Origin of the sequence: Actinomadura sp. RB99, from assembly GCF_014706005.1 — a bacterium.
Taxonomy (GTDB): Bacteria; Actinomycetota; Actinomycetes; order Streptosporangiales; family Streptosporangiaceae; genus Spirillospora.
Genome location: NZ_JABMCA010000019.1, coordinates 37864 through 53534 on the forward strand (window position 1 = coordinate 37864; position 15671 = coordinate 53534).

10 protein-coding genes and 1 tRNA gene are annotated in these 15671 nt (G+C 70.8%); 9 read left to right on the forward strand and 2 right to left on the reverse strand.

All coding sequences use genetic code 11. From position 1 onward, the window contains the following. Positions 1–183: 183 nt before the first annotated feature. From dnaA to amrb99_RS19180, 9 genes are all read left to right on the forward strand, one after another. On the forward strand, positions 184–2433 hold the full coding sequence (dnaA, locus tag amrb99_RS19140) for a chromosomal replication initiator protein DnaA (RefSeq protein ID WP_190857654.1): 2250 nt from the start codon (positions 184–186) through the stop codon (positions 2431–2433). A gap of 643 nt (positions 2434–3076) precedes the next feature. Next, entirely contained in the window at positions 3077–4219 is a 1143-nt protein-coding gene (gene dnaN, locus amrb99_RS19145) for a DNA polymerase III subunit beta (RefSeq protein ID WP_190857656.1), read from the forward strand. A gap of 97 nt (positions 4220–4316) precedes the next feature. Continuing rightward, the gene (gene gnd, locus amrb99_RS19150) at positions 4317–5237 is read left to right on the forward strand and encodes a phosphogluconate dehydrogenase (NAD(+)-dependent, decarboxylating) (RefSeq protein WP_190857658.1); all 921 of its coding nucleotides are present in this window, start codon (positions 4317–4319) and stop codon (positions 5235–5237) included. Between the two features lie 72 nt (positions 5238–5309). Further along, entirely contained in the window at positions 5310–6434 is a 1125-nt protein-coding gene (gene recF, locus amrb99_RS19155; protein WP_190857660.1) for a DNA replication/repair protein RecF, read from the forward strand. A 162-nt stretch (positions 6435–6596) separates the two neighbouring features. Beyond that, positions 6597–7118, forward strand: coding sequence for a DciA family protein (locus tag amrb99_RS19160; RefSeq protein WP_190857667.1), 522 nt, complete (start codon positions 6597–6599; stop codon positions 7116–7118). A 535-nt stretch (positions 7119–7653) separates the two neighbouring features. After that, entirely contained in the window at positions 7654–9603 is a 1950-nt protein-coding gene (gene gyrB / locus amrb99_RS19165; protein WP_190857670.1) for a DNA topoisomerase (ATP-hydrolyzing) subunit B, read from the forward strand. Positions 9604–9694: 91 nt separating this feature from the next. Next, positions 9695–12202: a DNA gyrase subunit A gene (gene gyrA, locus amrb99_RS19170; RefSeq protein ID WP_190857673.1), complete on the forward strand. Its 2508-nt coding sequence runs from the start codon at positions 9695–9697 to the stop codon at positions 12200–12202. A 42-nt stretch (positions 12203–12244) separates the two neighbouring features. Beyond that, positions 12245–13204, forward strand: coding sequence for a DUF3566 domain-containing protein (locus tag amrb99_RS53215; RefSeq protein ID WP_347256742.1), 960 nt, complete (start codon positions 12245–12247; stop codon positions 13202–13204). An 89-nt stretch (positions 13205–13293) separates the two neighbouring features. Further along, positions 13294–13367 (forward strand) — tRNA-Ile (locus amrb99_RS19180). Positions 13368–13543: 176 nt separating this feature from the next. Here the strand turns inward: amrb99_RS19180 and amrb99_RS19185 are convergent. Both amrb99_RS19185 and amrb99_RS19190 read right to left on the reverse strand, forming a co-directional pair. Then, a complete protein-coding gene (locus amrb99_RS19185; RefSeq protein ID WP_347256743.1) occupies positions 13544–14998 on the reverse strand; it encodes an MFS transporter in 1455 nt (484 codons plus the stop codon). After that, positions 14995–15516 (reverse strand): DUF2231 domain-containing protein, encoded by a 522-nt coding sequence (locus tag amrb99_RS19190; RefSeq protein ID WP_347256744.1) that lies wholly within the window; start codon positions 15514–15516, stop codon positions 14995–14997. Before amrb99_RS19190 ends, amrb99_RS19185 begins: the two co-directional genes overlap by 4 nt. Between the last annotated feature and the right edge of the window lie 155 nt (positions 15517–15671).

Here is a 15671-nt window from a genome sequence, read left to right on the forward strand (position 1 = left end):
CGGCGGAGTTTTGCACAGGGTCCCGCATGCCTATGCACAGCATGTGGACAACTCTGTGGACAACTCGTGAGAGAGTAAGGCTTCCGCGTCGCGGCCGTGCCCAACGAGGCGGGCCGCAACCCGTGGGAGAGCCGGGCAGTCAGGTACTCCGTTGACCGGAGTTGTGGGGAGGGGACCTTGCGCATGGACGGTCAGGATCTCGGATCGGTCTGGGCCCGCACCCTCACCGCGCTGTCTGAGAGCGATCTGTCCCCGAGCTACCGCGCATGGCTGCCGATGGTCCGCCCGCTGGCCCTGGTGGAGGGGACGGCGCTGCTCGCGGCGCCGAACGAGTTCGCCAAGGACGCGCTGGAGACCCGGCTGCGCAACCTCATCACGCAGGCGCTCTCCCATGAGCTGGGCAGGGAGATCCGTGTCGCGGTGACGGTCCAGCCGGAGCCGCCCGCGGTGCCGGGCCCTGGCCCGGGCGGCGGTTCGCGGGCGGGGGCGGGCGAGCCGCTGCCGGCGCCGGTGCCCGGCGGCGGGCCGCACGAGTCCGCACCTCCTTCTTATGGCGAGCGGCCTCTCGACGACCGCGAGCGCGAGCGGGACCGCGACCGGCCTTATACGGACCAGCAGCCGTACGGCGACTCTCCTTACTCGGAGCGTCAGGATTACGGTGACCGCTCGTACCCGGAGCAGCCGTACGGCGACCCGGGGTATCGCGCGCCGTCCGAAGTTACCCACAGGCCCGGCCTTCCCGGTGGATATCCACAGGGCGACGACAACGATCGTGGATGGCCGCAGCGCGACAACGACCACGGCGCGCCGTTCCCCCCGGCTCCGCGCCCTCCGGCGTACGGCGCCGGTCCGGGCGGCCGGGGGCCGTCCTCCTATGACCGGGGGCACGTCCCGGGTTTTCCGGGGCGCGGCCGTCCGCAGGAGGGGTTCGGCGGGCAGGAGGGATTCGGCGGTTCGGAGGGGTACGGGGGCGAGCCTCCCGGAAGGCCCCCGCACGCGCCGTCGCATCTCAACGACCGGACCCTCGGCCCGCTGCGTCCGGGGGGCCGCGGCGAACCGCTCGGCCGGGAGCCCCAGCATGGTTCCGCCGAGCCTCCGCTGGGACACGACGAGGAGTCGTACAAGACGGAGTTCCCCGGCGCGGAGAAGTCGTACACAGGGCCGGAGCAGTACCCGGCGTCCGAGCAGTACCGGGGTGAAGAGCCGCCGTACCGCGGTGAAGGCGGTTTCCGCGACGACGAGGCGTCCGACCCCCGTGGACCGGTCCCCGCACCGGGCGGCGGCCCCGGAGGCCCTGGAGGTCCCGGCGGACCAGGAGGTCCCGCCTCCTCCGGATCAGGAGCGCCCGGGGGCGCGCGCGAGGGTGGCGGCGGTCAGGGCGCCGGCGCGTCCGAGCACGCCCGCCTGAACCCGAAGTACACGTTCGAGACGTTCGTCATCGGCTCCTCGAACCGGTTCGCGCACGCGGCGGCCGTCGCCGTCGCCGAGCAGCCCGCCAAGGCGTACAACCCGCTGTTCATCTACGGGGACTCCGGCCTCGGAAAGACGCACCTGCTGCACGCGATCGGCCATTACGCGCAGAGCCTGTTCAATGGCGCGCGGGTCCGGTACGTCAGCTCCGAGGAGTTCACGAACGACTTCATCAACTCGATCCGCGACGGCAAGGCGGACGGGTTCCGCCGCCGCTACCGGGACGTCGACATCCTCCTCGTCGACGACATCCAGTTCCTTGAGGGCAAGGAGCAGACGCAGGAGGAGTTCTTCCACACCTTCAACACGCTCCACAACGCCAGCAAGCAGATCGTGATCTCCAGCGACCGGCCGCCCAAGGAGCTGGTCACACTGGAGGACCGCCTGCGCAACCGGTTCGAGTGGGGCCTGACGACCGACGTCCAGCCGCCGGAGCTGGAGACCCGGATCGCGATCCTGCAGAAGAAGGCCCGCCAGGAGGGCCTGGCCGCGCCGCCCGACGTGCTGGAGTTCATCGCCTCGCAGATCGCGACGAACATCCGGGAGCTGGAGGGCGCGCTGATCCGGGTGACGGCGTTCGCGAGCCTGAACCGGCAGTCGGTCGACATGAAGCTGGCGGAGATCGTCCTGAAGGACCTGATCCCGAACGACTCCGGCCCGGAGATCACCGCCGCGATGATCATGGCGCAGACGGTGGAGTACTTCGGCACGACGATCGAGGACCTGTGCGGGCCGTCGCGGTCCCGGATGCTGGTGACGGCCCGGCAGATCGCGATGTACCTGTGCCGGGAGCTGACGGACCTGTCGCTGCCGAAGATCGGCCAGCAGTTCGGCGGCCGCGACCACACCACCGTGATGCACGCCGAGCGCAAGATCCGCTCGCTGATGGCGGAGCGCCGCGCGATCTACAACCAGGTCACCGAGCTCACCGGGCGGATCAAGCACCAGGCCCGCAAACGCTGAGGATAAGCCTGGGGACGGCCCTTCCCGGGCTGTGTACAAGGACCGTGCACAGGCCCGTTCGAACGCCCGATCGAGACAGGGCCGGGACGGCGCCCGAATCAAGATCGACACGCACAGCCTGGGGATAACCCTGGGGATCCCGACCGAAAGGCCGGGGAAAACCTGCGGACAACATGGGGACGACTCGTGGACCGATTGTGGAAGCCCTGGGGACGGCCACCCGGCATCATGGGGACGAACCCGTGGACAAGCTGGGGAAGCGTTGGGGACGCCCTGGGGACGGCCCCGGCCGGTCCCCGCCACGACGGCCGGCCGACGCCGCGGCCAGGGAGAACCTGCGGAAAACTCGTGGACAACCGGGGGATGACGTGAGGATGACGTGTGGGGACGGAATCGCCGTCCCCAGCGCGGCTCGCCGCGTCCACCGCCGATGCACAGCCCCCGTGGACAGAGATCCGCGGCCTCACCTGCGGGAACGCGGGCTGTCCACACTATCCACGGCCCCTATTACTGGTACTGCACTACTTCTCTACTCAAGAAAAGATCCAACTCAAGCTAGGGCCTGGGGACAACGCGCCCCGAGCGCCCGAGCCGAGGCCGAACCACCTCACCCTTGTCCGACACCTGCAGGAGGCGGGTCCCCTTGAAGTTCCGCATCGACAGAGACGCCCTGGCCGACGCCGTGGCCTGGACGGCGCGCACGCTGCCGGTCCGGCCCCCGGTGCCGGTGCTCGCGGGCATGCACATCGTCGCCGGAGGCGAAGGCAACGACGACCGCCTGAAGCTGTCGGCGTTCGACTACGAGGTCTCTGCGCAGGTCTCGACGGAGATCGACGTGGAGGAGGCGGGGACGGCGCTGGTGTCCGGCCGCCTGCTCGCCGAGATCTCGCGCAGCCTTCCTCCCCACCCTGTGGAGGTGACGACCGACGGCGCGAAGGTGATGCTGCGCTGCGGGAGCGCGAAGTTCACCCTCCTCACCATGCCTGTGGAGGACTACCCGTCGCTGCCGGAGATGCCGCCGGCCGCGGGCGCGGTGGGCAGCGACGAGTTCGCCGCGGCCGTCGCGCAGGTCGCGATCGCCGCTGGCAAGGACGACACGATCCCCATGCTCACCGGCGTGCGCGTGGAGATCGAGGGCGAGACGGTGACGCTCGCGTCGACCGACCGGTACCGGCTGGCCGTCCGGGAGCTGCACTGGAAGCCGGAGCGGCCGGACTTCTCCGCGGTCGCGCTCGTCCCGGCGAAGACGCTCGCCGACACGGCCAAGTCGCTGACCGCGGGCGCCGAGGTGTCGATGGCGCTGGCCGGGACGGGCGGCGCCGGCGAGGGCATGATCGGCTTCGAGGGCGGCGGGCGCCGCACCACCTCGCGGCTGCTGGACGGCGACTTCGTCAAGTACCGGTCGCTGCTGCCGAGCGAGTACGCGGGGCTGGCGGAGGTGAACACGGGGCAGTTCATCGAGGCGGTGAAGCGCGTGTCGCTGGTCGCCGAGCGCAACACCCCCGTGCGGCTGTCGTTCAGCCAGGGCGAGGTCGTCCTGGAGGCGGGGACGGGCGACGAGGCGCAGGCCGTGGAGGCCCTGGAGGCCACGCTGGAGGGCGAGGACATCGACATCGCCTTCAACCCCGGGTTCCTGCTCGACGGGCTCTCGGCGATCGGCTCGGACGTCGCGCGGCTGTCGTTCACGACGCCGACCAAGCCGGCGGTGCTGACGGGCAAGCCGCCGCAGGACGGTGAGAACCCGAACTACCGTTATCTGATCATGCCGGTGCGGTTGTCTGGGTAAAGACCGGTCCTGGGGCATACCTGGGGAGACGACCGGTCCGCGGGGGAGTCGCCCCCGCGGACGGGCACGGGCAGCGACGCACAGGGGAGAAGTGAGCATGGAGCTGGGCATCATCGGCCTGGGCAAGATGGGCGCCAACATGGCCGAGCGGCTGCGGCGCGGCGGTCACACGATCATCGGCTACGACCACAACGCCGATCTCAGCGATGTCGGCTCGGTCGAGGAGCTGGTCCGGCGCCTGACCCCGCCCCGTGCCGTGTGGGTGATGGTGCCCGCGGGCGGCCCGACGCAGGACACCATCAACAAGCTGGGGGAGGTCCTCGACGCGGGCGACCTCGTCGTGGACGGCGGTAATTCACACTATGTGGACGACCAGAAGCACGGCGAGGAGCTGGCGGCGAAGGGCATCGGCTTCCTCGACTGCGGCGTCAGCGGCGGCGTGTGGGGCCTGCAGAACGGCTACGCGCTCATGGTCGGCGGCGACGACGAGAACGTGAAGCGGATGATGCCGATCTTCGAGACCCTCAAGCCGGAGGGCGAGTACGGCTTCGTGCACTCGGGGAAGATCGGCGCGGGCCACTACGTGAAGATGGTCCACAACGGCATCGAGTACGCGATGATGCAGGCGTTCGGCGAGGGCTACGAGCTGATCGAGGCGAGCCCGCTGGTCACCCGGGTGCCGGAGACGTTCCTCAGCTGGCAGGAGGGCACGGTCATCCGGTCCTGGCTGCTGGACCTGCTGAACCGCGCCCTCAAGGACGACCCGGAGCTGGACGACCTGCGCGGCTACGCCAACGACTCCGGCGAGGGGCGCTGGACGGTGCAGGCCGCCGTGGAGCACGCGGTGCCGCTGCCGGCGATCAGCGCGTCGCTGTTCGCGCGGTTCGCCTCCCGGCAGGACGACTCCCCCGCGATGCGGGTCGTCGCGGCGCTGCGCAACCAGTTCGGCGGGCACGCGATCGAGTCCGCCAAGGGCGCCGACTCCCCCGGCGCCGACGTGGAGCCCCCGAAGGTCTGACCCGCCGCGGAGTTATCCACAGAACGCGCCGGGTGTGTGGGCGGCGCGCGAAAGGCTCTACCCTCGTGTCCCGTGCACGTCGCCCACCTCTCGCTCCAGGACTTCCGGTCGTACGCCACCGCGGAGGTGGCGCTCGCGCCGGGCGTGACCGCGTTCGTGGGGCCGAACGGGCAGGGCAAGACGAACCTGGTCGAGGCGATCGGGTACGTCGCCTCGCACGGCAGCCACCGCGCCGCGACGGACGCGCCGCTCGTCCGGCAGGGCGCGCCGCGCGCGATCGTCCGCGCGGGGGTGGTGAAGGACGACCGCAAGGCGCTGATCGAGCTCGAGATCAACCCGGGGAAGGCGAACCGGGCGCGGCTGAACCGGTCCCCCGTCCCCAGGCCCCGGGAGATCCTGGGGATGCTGCGGACGGTGCTGTTCGCCCCCGAGGACCTCGCTCTGGTGAAGGGCGACCCGGGGGAGCGCCGCCGGTTCATGGACGAGCTGCTGACGGCGCGGGCCCCCCGGTTCGCGGCGGTCCGGTCCGACTACGAGCGGGTCCTCAAGCAGCGCAACGCGCTGCTGAAGTCGGCGGCGGCGCACCGCCGGTCCCCCGGCCCGGAGGTGCTCGCGACGCTGGACGTGTGGGACGCGCACCTCGCGCGGACCGGCGCGGAGCTGCTGGCCGGGCGGCTGGAGCTGGTGGAGGCGCTGCGTCCGCTCGTCGCGCGCGCGTACGCGGCGCTCGCCCCGTCCAGCGGCCTGGCGGATCTGCACTACCGGAGCTCGCTGGGCGCCGAGGAGTTGTCCACAGACCGTGGACGGCTGGGCGAGCAGCTGCTCGCCGGTGTGGCGGAGTCCCGCAAGCAGGAGCTGGAGCGCGGGGTGAGCCTGGTCGGGCCGCACCGCGACGAGCTCGTCCTGCGGCTGGGGGAGCTGCCCGCGCGCGGGTACGCCAGCCACGGCGAGTCGTGGTCGTTCGCGCTGGGGCTGCGGCTCGCGGCGTTCGACCTGCTCCGCGCGGACGGCGACGACCCGGTGCTGATCCTCGACGACGTGTTCGCCGAGCTGGACGCGGGGCGCCGCAGCCGGCTGGCGGAGATGGTGGCGCCGGCGGAGCAGGTGCTGATCACCGCGGCGGTGCCGGCCGACGTCCCGGAGGAGCTGACGGGCGGTTCCTACACCGTCTCCGACGGCCGGGTCGTCCGGGACTGACCGGGAAGGGGCGCGCAGGTGGCCAGTGATCCCCAGAAGCGGCGGGCCGGGGGAGAACGTCCCGGCTCGGGCGCCGATGATCCACAGGATGTGCACAACTCCCCCGGTCCGGTGAATTCTCCGGAACCCGGGGGTGTGGACGGAGCCGGCGATCCCCAGGCTGTGGACGGCGGGACGGCCGATGCGGCCGCCGCGTCCGGGGAGCCGGCGGCCCCGGCGAAGTCGGGGATCGAGCTGGCGCGGGAGGCGCTGGCGCAGGCGAAGGCGGACGCGCTGAAGCGCGGCACGCTGCCCGGCCAGGGCGGGCGGCGCAAGGGCGCCGCGAAGCCCGTCCGCACGCGGGACCCGGGCCGCGGCGGCGACCCGAAGGCGTTCGGCGCGGCGATCCGGGAGCTGCTGGCCACGCGGGGGTGGGAGCAGCGCGCCGCGGTCGGCGGCGTGTTCGGCAACTGGGCCGGCATCGTCGGTCCCGAGCTGGCCGAGCACACCCGCCCGGAGCGGTTCGAGGACGGGGAGCTGACCGTCGCCGCCGACTCCACGACGTGGGCGACGCAGCTGCGGCTGCTGTCGTCGACGCTGGTGCGGCGGCTGAACGAGGAGTTGGGGCACGGGACGGTCCGCCGGGTGAAGGTGGTCGGCCCGGCGTCGGGCCCCCGTCGCACCGGCGGCTGGCGCGTACGCTGAATCGCCGATCGGCGGCGGCGGGTCCTCGGGAACCGGCGTCGTCCGTTACCGGCGTTGTCCGGAACCGGAGCCCTCGGGAACCGGAGCCCTCGGGAACCGGAGCCCTCGGGAACCGGAGCCCTCGGGAACCGGCGTCGTCGGGAAGTGACAAGGCGGCGGGGCCGATCACGCGCCGCCGGGCCGCCGGTTGCGCGGGGTGACGGGATGTCAGTGGCGGGTGGGAACATCTGTTCGGGAAGCCCGGTGACGAGTTCAGCAACGAGGGCGCCGTAGGCCAGAGAACCCCCCTAGGGCTATGGGGGGATGCATCTCCAGGCCCGCTCGGCCGCCACACGCGCACACAGCGCTCGGGAGTGCCACTTTTCGCCGTGTGACCCGGTAGAATGATGACGGGTTCAGGATGCTGCACCGCCATGGGGTGCCCGGAGCTCTCACGAACACGTACAGAGCACTAGGGCGCCCTCATGTGTGTACGGGGCACACCGCGCTCCCCTGGGCGCGGGGCGGCTCACCATCCCCGGCAGGAGGATCTCCTTTGGCGTACGACGCTAGTTCGATCACTGTCCTTGAAGGCTTGGAAGCGGTTCGCAAGCGTCCGGGCATGTACATCGGGTCGACCGGTGAGCGCGGCCTCCATCACCTGGTCTACGAGATCGTGGACAACTCGGTCGACGAGGCCCTCGCGGGCTACGCCGACGACATCGTCGTGACGCTGCGCGCGGACGGCGGCGTCAGCGTTGTCGACAACGGCCGCGGCATCCCGGTGGGCGAGCATCCGGTGGAGAAGCGGCCGGCGATCGAGCTGGTGCTGACGACGCTGCACGCCGGGGGCAAGTTCGACGGGAAGTCCTACGCGGTCTCCGGCGGCCTGCACGGCGTCGGCTCCGCGGTGGTGAACGCCCTGTCGACCCGGCTGGAGGCCGAGGTCAAGGTCGACGGCCACGTGTGGCGGCAGTCCTACACCTGGCAGGGCCCCGAGACGGAGCTGCGGAAGGGCGAGGAGACCGCCGAGACGGGCACCCGCATCACCTTCTGGCCCGACGGCGACATCTTCGAGACCCTCGAGTGGAACTTCGAGACGCTGTCGCGCCGCATGCAGGAGATGGCGTTCCTGAACCGGGGCCTGTCGATCACCCTCCGCGACGAGCGCCCCGACCACTCCAACGGCGAGTCCAACGGCGAGCCGCACGTGGTGAAGTACCACTACGAGGGCGGCATCGAGGACTTCGTCCGCTACATCAACGCGCGCAAGGACGCGGTCCACGAGTCGGTGATCTACTTCGGCGACGACACCGAGGGCATGTCGGTGGAGATCGCCATGCAGTGGAACTCCTCGTACGCCGAGTCGGTGCACACGTTCGCGAACACGATCAACACGGCGGAGGGCGGCACCCACGAGGAGGGGTTCCGCGCGGCGCTGACCACGATCGTCAACCGGTACGCGCGCGACAAGGGGCTGCTGCGCGAGAAGGACGACAACCTGACCGGTGAGGACGTCCGCGAGGGCCTCACCGCGATCATCTCGATCAAGCTGGCCGACCCGCAGTTCGAGGGGCAGACGAAGACCAAGCTCGGCAACACCGAGGCGAAGTCGTTCGTGCAGCGGGCCTGCAACGAGCATCTCCGCGACTGGTTCGAGGAGAACCCGGGCGAGGCCAAGGAGATCATCAACAAGGCGTCGCAGGCCGCGCGCGCGCGTGTGGCGGCGCGGCAGGCGCGCGACCTGACCCGGCGCAAGAGCCTGCTGGAGTCGACGTCGCTGCCCGGCAAGCTGTCGGACTGCCAGTCGACCGACCCGTCCAGGTCCGAGCTGTACATCGTCGAGGGCGACTCGGCGGGCGGCTCGGCGAAGGGCGGCCGCAACCCGCACTTCCAGGCCATCCTGCCGATCCGCGGCAAGATCCTGAACGTGGAGAAGGCGCGGATCGACAAGATCCTCAAGAACAACGAGGTCCAGGCGATCATCACCGCGCTCGGCACCGGGGTGCACGACGAGTTCGACATCTCCAAGCTGCGGTACCACAAGATCATCCTGATGTCGGACGCCGACGTCGACGGCCACCACATCAACACGCTGCTGATGACGCTGCTGTTCCGGTTCATGAAGCCGCTGATCGAGGCCGGGCACGTGTACCTGTCGCAGCCCCCGCTGTACAAGATCAAGTGGGACGCCCGGGGCAACGAGGCCGACTACGCCTTCTCCGACGCCGAGCGCGACGCGATCATCGAGGCCGGGATCGCCGCGGGCAAGCGCGACCCGCGCCCCCGCGACCAGGTGCAGCGCTTCAAGGGCCTCGGCGAGATGAACGCCAACGAGCTGTGGGACACCACGATGGACCCCGACAACCGGGTCCTGCTGCAGGTGCAGCTCGACGACGCCGCGCAGGCCGACGAGCTGTTCAGCGTGCTCATGGGCGAGGAGGTCGAACCCCGCCGGGAGTTCATCCAGCGCAACGCCAAGGACGTGCGCTTCCTCGACATCTGACAGGTGCGGCGGCCCCGGCCCGCCCTGACCGGCGGCGGGGCTCCCATCGGGCGTCGTACTTCGTTCCCACTTAGCAGAAGAGGTCTTGAGAGTGACGGACGTGACCGCAGAGGGCGGACACTCGGACGGGCGGATCGAACCGGTCGACATCCAGGTCGAGATGCAGAAGAGCTATCTCGACTACGCGATGTCGGTCATCGTGTCGCGCGCGCTGCCCGATGTCCGCGACGGCCTCAAGCCGGTGCACCGCCGGGTCATGTACGCGATGTACGACGGCGGCTACCGGCCCGACCGCGGCTACTTCAAGTGCGCGCGCGTCGTCGGCGACGTCATGGGGAACTACCACCCGCACGGCGACTCGCCGATCTACGACGCGCTGGTCCGCCTGGCGCAGCCGTGGTCGATGCGGTATCCGCTGGTCGACGGCAACGGCAACTTCGGTTCGCGCGGCAACGACCCCGCGGCGGCCATGCGGTACACCGAGTGCCGCATGGCGCCCCTGGCGATGGAGCTGCTGCGCGACATCGACAAGGAGACCGTCGACTTCTCCCCGAACTACGACGGCCGCTCCGCCGAGCCGGACGTCCTGCCGTCGCGGTACCCGAACCTGCTGGTCAACGGGTCCGCCGGCATCGCGGTCGGGATGGCCACGAACATCCCGCCGCACAACCTGCGCGAGGTCGCCGACGGCGTCCGCTGGTACCTGGAGAACTACGGCGCGTCCGACGAGGAGCTGCTCGAGGCGCTGATCGAGCGGATCAAGGGCCCCGACTTCCCGACCGCCGGCCTGATCGTCGGCCGCAAGGGCATCGAGGAGGCCTACCGCACCGGCCGCGGCTCCATCACGATGCGCGCCGTCGTCGAGGTCGAGGAGATCCAGGGCCGCACCTGCCTGGTCGTCACCGAGCTCCCCTACCAGGTCAACCCGGACAACCTCGCGCTGAAGATCGCCGAGTCGGTCAAGGACGGCAAGCTCGACGGCATCGCCGACGTCCGCGACGAGACGTCCGGCCGGACCGGCCAGCGCCTGGTGATCGTCCTCAAGCGGGACGCGGTCGCCAAGGTCGTCCTGAACAACCTGTACAAGCACACCCAGCTGCAGGAGACGTTCGGCGCGAACATGCTCGCGCTGGTCGACGGCGTGCCGCGCACGCTGCGCGTCGACCAGTTCGTCCGGCACTGGGTCGCGCACCAGATCGACGTCATCGTCCGCCGCACCCGGTTCCTGCTCCGCAAGGCCGAGGAGCGCGCCCACATCCTGCGCGCGCTGCTGAAGGCGCTCGACCGGATCGACGAGGTCATCGCGCTGATCCGCCGGTCGCCGTCGGCCTCGGAGGCGCAGCAGGGCCTGATGGACCTGCTGGAGATCGACGAGATCCAGGCGCAGGCGATCCTGGACATGCAGCTGCGCAAGCTCGCCGCCCTGGAGCGCCAGGCGATCACCGACGAGTACGACAAGCTGATGGCGGAGATCGCCGACTACAACGAGATCCTGGCCTCGCCGGAGCGGCAGCGCCAGATCGTCGGCGACGAGCTGGCCCCGATCGTCGAGAAGTTCGGCGACGACCGGCGCACGCAGATCATCCCGTTCGACGGTGACGTGTCGTACGAGGACCTCATCGCCGAAGAGGACGTCGTCGTCACCATCACCCGCGGCGGCTACGCCAAGCGCACCAAGACGGACCTGTACCGGGCGCAGCGGCGCGGCGGCAAGGGCATCCGCGGCGCGCAGCTCAAGCAGGACGACATCGTCGACCAGTTCTTCGTCACCACGACGCACCACTGGATCCTGTTCTTCACGAACAAGGGCCGGGTGTACCGGGCGAAGGCGTACGAGCTGCCGGACGCCGGGCGCGACTCGCGCGGCCAGCACGTCGCGAACCTCCTCGCGTTCCAGCCGGACGAGCACATCGCCCAGGTCATGGACCTGCGCGACTACGAGGTCGCCCCCTACCTCGTGCTCGCCACGAAGAAGGGCCGCGTCAAGAAGACCGCGCTGAGCGACTTCGACTCGCCCCGCACCGGCGGCATCATCGCGATCAACCTGATCGACGACGACGAGGTGATCGCCGCGCGGCTCGTCTCCGCCGACGACGACCTGCTGATGGTGTCCACCGGCGCGCAGGCGATCCGGTTCCACGCCGACGACGACTCGCTGCGCCCGATGGGCCGCGCCACCTCCGGCGTGATCGGCATGCGCTTCGAGGAGGACCAGGAAGTCCTGAACATGCTGGTCGTGAAGGACTCCGATCACGATGTCCTGGTCGCGACCGAGGGCGGCTACGCCAAGCGGACGCCCGTCGACCAGTACCCGGTCCAAGGACGGGGTGGTAAGGGAGTTCTCACCGCTAAGATCGTGGAGTCTCGCGGCAGGTTGGTAGGGGCTCTGATGGTCCGCCCGGACTACGAGGTCTTCGGCATGACCTCGAACGGCGGGGTCATCCGCACCAGCGCAGCGGAGATCAAGCAGTCCGGCAGGCAGACCATGGGCGTCCGCCTGATGAACCTCGCCGAGGGGGACAGCGTGGTCGCGATCGCGAGGAACGTAGAGTCCACCATTGAGGACTCAGTCGACGCCGAGGGGGGCGATGGTGAGTGACGCGTCCGTCCGCCTCACCGAGCCGCTAGGCCAGGAGGACACGTGAGCACGGAGCCCGGCAAGAGCAAGGGCGGGCCCGGCGGGGGCCGCAGCGGCAAGGGGACGGCCGGCAAGCCCGCCGGCCGCCCGGCCGCCTCCGGGAAGTCCGGGGACCGGACCGTCGCCGCGGCGTCCGCGAAGCCCGCCCGGGACGAGCCCGCCGCCGAGGTCGACTCCGACGCCGCCGCGCCGGACGGCGGTTCGAAGTCCTCGTCCGGCTCCTCCGGTTCGGACGAGACCCGGGTGGACCTCGCCCACCTGAAGGACGAGCCGGAGGCGTCCGGCTCGCCGGAGATCGCTCCGGTCAGGGACACCGCCGAGCCGTCCCGGCCCGCGAAGGACGCCGCCAGGCCCGCCAAGGACGCCGGCAAGCCCAGCTGGACGAAGCCCGCGGAACCGTCCGGGTCCAGGTCGGCGGGCCGCACGGAGAAGCCGTCGGTGCCTCCTCCCGCGCCGGCGGCCGCCGCCGCGTCGGGCGGCGGCTCGGGGAGCCGGCCCGGCTCCGGCTTCGCCGGGACCGTCCTGAAGGACCGCCCGTCCGCCGCGGTCGCCCCGGTGAACTCCAACGCGCCCGCGCAGGCGAAGCCGGCCCGCAAGGCCCAGCTCCAGCTCGCCCGGCTCGAGCCGTGGTCGGTGATGAAGTTCAGCTTCGTGATGTCGCTGGTCTGCTTCGTCGTGCTGCTGGTCGCCGTCGTCGTGCTGTACGTGATCCTGTCCGGCCTCGGCGTCTTCGACGCGATCAGCGACACCGTAAACAGCCTCACCAAGCAGCAGGGCGACACCACCGGCGGCGTCGACGCCGGCAACTGGTTCTCCTTCGCCCGCGTGTTCGGCTACACGGTCCTCGTCGGCGCCCTGAACGTCCTGCTCATCACCGCCCTGTCCACGGTCGGCTCGGTGATCTACAACCTCGCCGCCGACCTCGTGGGCGGTGTCGAGGTCACCCTCAAGGAGGCCGAGTAGCGCGATCCCGCCGCCGTCCGGCAATCGATTTCCGGTTGCCCTTCCACATGGGGTAATCTCTGGTTGCGCCGCAAGGGCGGCGGCAGTGCGGGCCTATAGCTCAGTCGGTTAGAGCGCATCCCTGATAAGGATGAGGCCGGTGGTTCAAGTCCACCTAGGCCCACAACGAAAACGCAGGTCAGAGGCCGGTTCCGGAAAGCTCGGAACCGGCCTCTCGATCGTTTGGCGCTCCCATGGCACTCGGACCCCGTGCCACCGGCCCGCACGCCGCGAGCCCTTGAATCACTCCGGCCGCCTTTTGGGTTGCTTGCGGCTGCGCGGGAGGCGTCCACCCCGCTATTACGTCGGCTCTGCAGGCGTGGTCGCGGGGGCGGCTCGCCGAGACGTGCTCCAGGTCGTGAGGAGCACCGCGGCGAGTGCTGCGGCGGTGGCCGCAAGGTATCCCGGCCTCGGGTCGAGCGCGGGGGTGGTATGCGTCGCGATGTGGCCGGTCCGCGGACTGTGCACGGTGGCCAGCGATCCCATCACGGCGACGCCGAGGACGGCCCCGAGTTGTCGCGAGGTTCCCACGGTCGCGGAGGCCACGCCGGCGCGGGCCGGGGGCATTGCGACCATCGCGATGTCGGTGAGTAGCGGATTGGCCAGGCCCAGACCGGCGCCGAGGAGCAGGAAGGCCGATTCGGTGGGCAGCAGGCCGGTGTTCTGTTCGGTGAGGACGAGCAGAACCGAGCCGGCGGTCAGGGCTGCGGCGCCGGACAGCAGGATCGGCCGCGCCCCGAGGCGCGGCGCCAGACGCCCGGCGGCGGTGCTGGCCAAGGCCAATGCGGCCGGGGCGGGGAGCAGCCTCAGGCCGGTCTGCATCGGGGACAGGCCCTGGAGCTGTTGCAGTTGCAGAGAGCCGATGAACAGGATGCCGTTGAACGCCAGGTAGAACAGCACGGCCAGCAGGCTCGCGCCGACGAATGCCCGGTCCCTGTACAGCGTCGGATCGATGAGCGGATGCCGGGACCGCGTCTCGGCGACACCGAAGGAGACTGCCGCGACGGCCGCTGTGCCGAACAGCAGCAGGCCCGGTGTCGACAGCCAGCCGGCGGAAGAGGCGTGGATGAGGGCGTAGGCCAGGCTGGCGGTGGTCAGGATCCAGAGCGTCTGCCCGGCGGCGTCGAACGGTCGCGGGCGCTCGGCGCGGGACTCGGGGACGTAGCGGCGGGTCAGGAACAGGCCCAGCGCGCCGATCGGCACATTCAAGACGAAGATGGCACGCCAGTCGACGGCGGCGACCAGGGCGCCGCCGATCAACGGCCCGGCCGCAGCCGCTACGCCCGAGGACCCGGCCCACACGCCGATCGCCCGGGTCCGGGCGACCGGGTCGTCGAAGGTGTGGGCGATGATGGCCAGGGTCACCGGCATGAGCATGGACGCGCCCACACCCTGGAGGACCCGCGCGGCGATCAGGGCCGGAAGGTCCGGGGCGGCCCCGCACGCGAGCGAGGCGAGGGTGAAGACCGCCAAGCCGACGAGGTAGACGATGCGACGGCCGAAGCGGTCGCCGAGCCCGCCGCCGGTCACCCCCAGACAGGCCAGCGCCAGCACATAGCCGTCGACGACCCACTGCAGGGCACTGACCCCGCCGCCGAGATCGCGGCCCATGGTCGGCAGCGCGACGTTCACGGCGGTGGCGTCGACCTGGGTCATGACCAAGCTGAAACAGCATATGAACAGCACGATTCCGGCGCCGCGGGGCGCGGCACCCGGCCGCGCCCCGCGGCGGCCCGTGAGCGTCGGCGAGCTCACCGCTCCGCCGGTTCCTCGATGCCGCCGGCGGGTGCCGGAGCGGGCGCGGCACCCGCGGCGAGGCCCTGGCCCCTTCCGTGGACGAGCTTGCCGCCCACATGCAGGCCGAAGATCGTGAGCGCGACCGTGATCGCCTCGACCACGAGCACGGCCGCCGGTGGGGCTCCGGCGTCGGGATACCGCTGGCGACGCAAGGTGAGCTCGGCGATCGTCAACACCATCACGGTCCCCATGATCGCCGCGTGCCGATTCACCCCGCGCCGCGCGGCGGGCCCGCGCTCCAGCACACGGGACCGGTCGGCCAGGCCGGCCAGGGCCGCCACGAACATCACGCCCATGCCGACCATGAGCACCCAGGTCGCGGCCTCGTACAGGTTGCGCGCCGAGCCGTGGCCGGACCCGGTGGCCGCGGAGATCGCGTCGAGGACGGCCGCCGTGATCGACGCGCCGATCGGAACGTGCACCAGCGGCGGATGGTAAGGCATACGCCGCCGGCCAGGGGTCGCGGGGGAAGTCATGGCTCTCCAATCGGTTCGTCGCCCGGGCCCGCAGGATGATCGCGGCCGGGCGCGGAAGGCCTGCCAGCACGGGTCGGGCGCCGGACACCTCCAGGATGTGCCGGGGAACGATCAAAAGTCCAAGATATGATTTTGATGATCACTGATAGGTTTTC

Coding starts and splice junctions, on each gene's coding strand:
- gnd (WP_190857658.1), top strand. CDS start 4,317: ATGGAGCTGGGCATCATCGGCCTGGGCAAGATGGGCGCCAACATGGCC.
- dnaA (WP_190857654.1), top strand. CDS start 184: ATGGACGGTCAGGATCTCGGATCGGTCTGGGCCCGCACCCTCACCGCG.
- amrb99_RS19190 (WP_347256744.1), bottom strand. CDS start 15,516: ATGACTTCCCCCGCGACCCCTGGCCGGCGGCGTATGCCTTACCATCCG.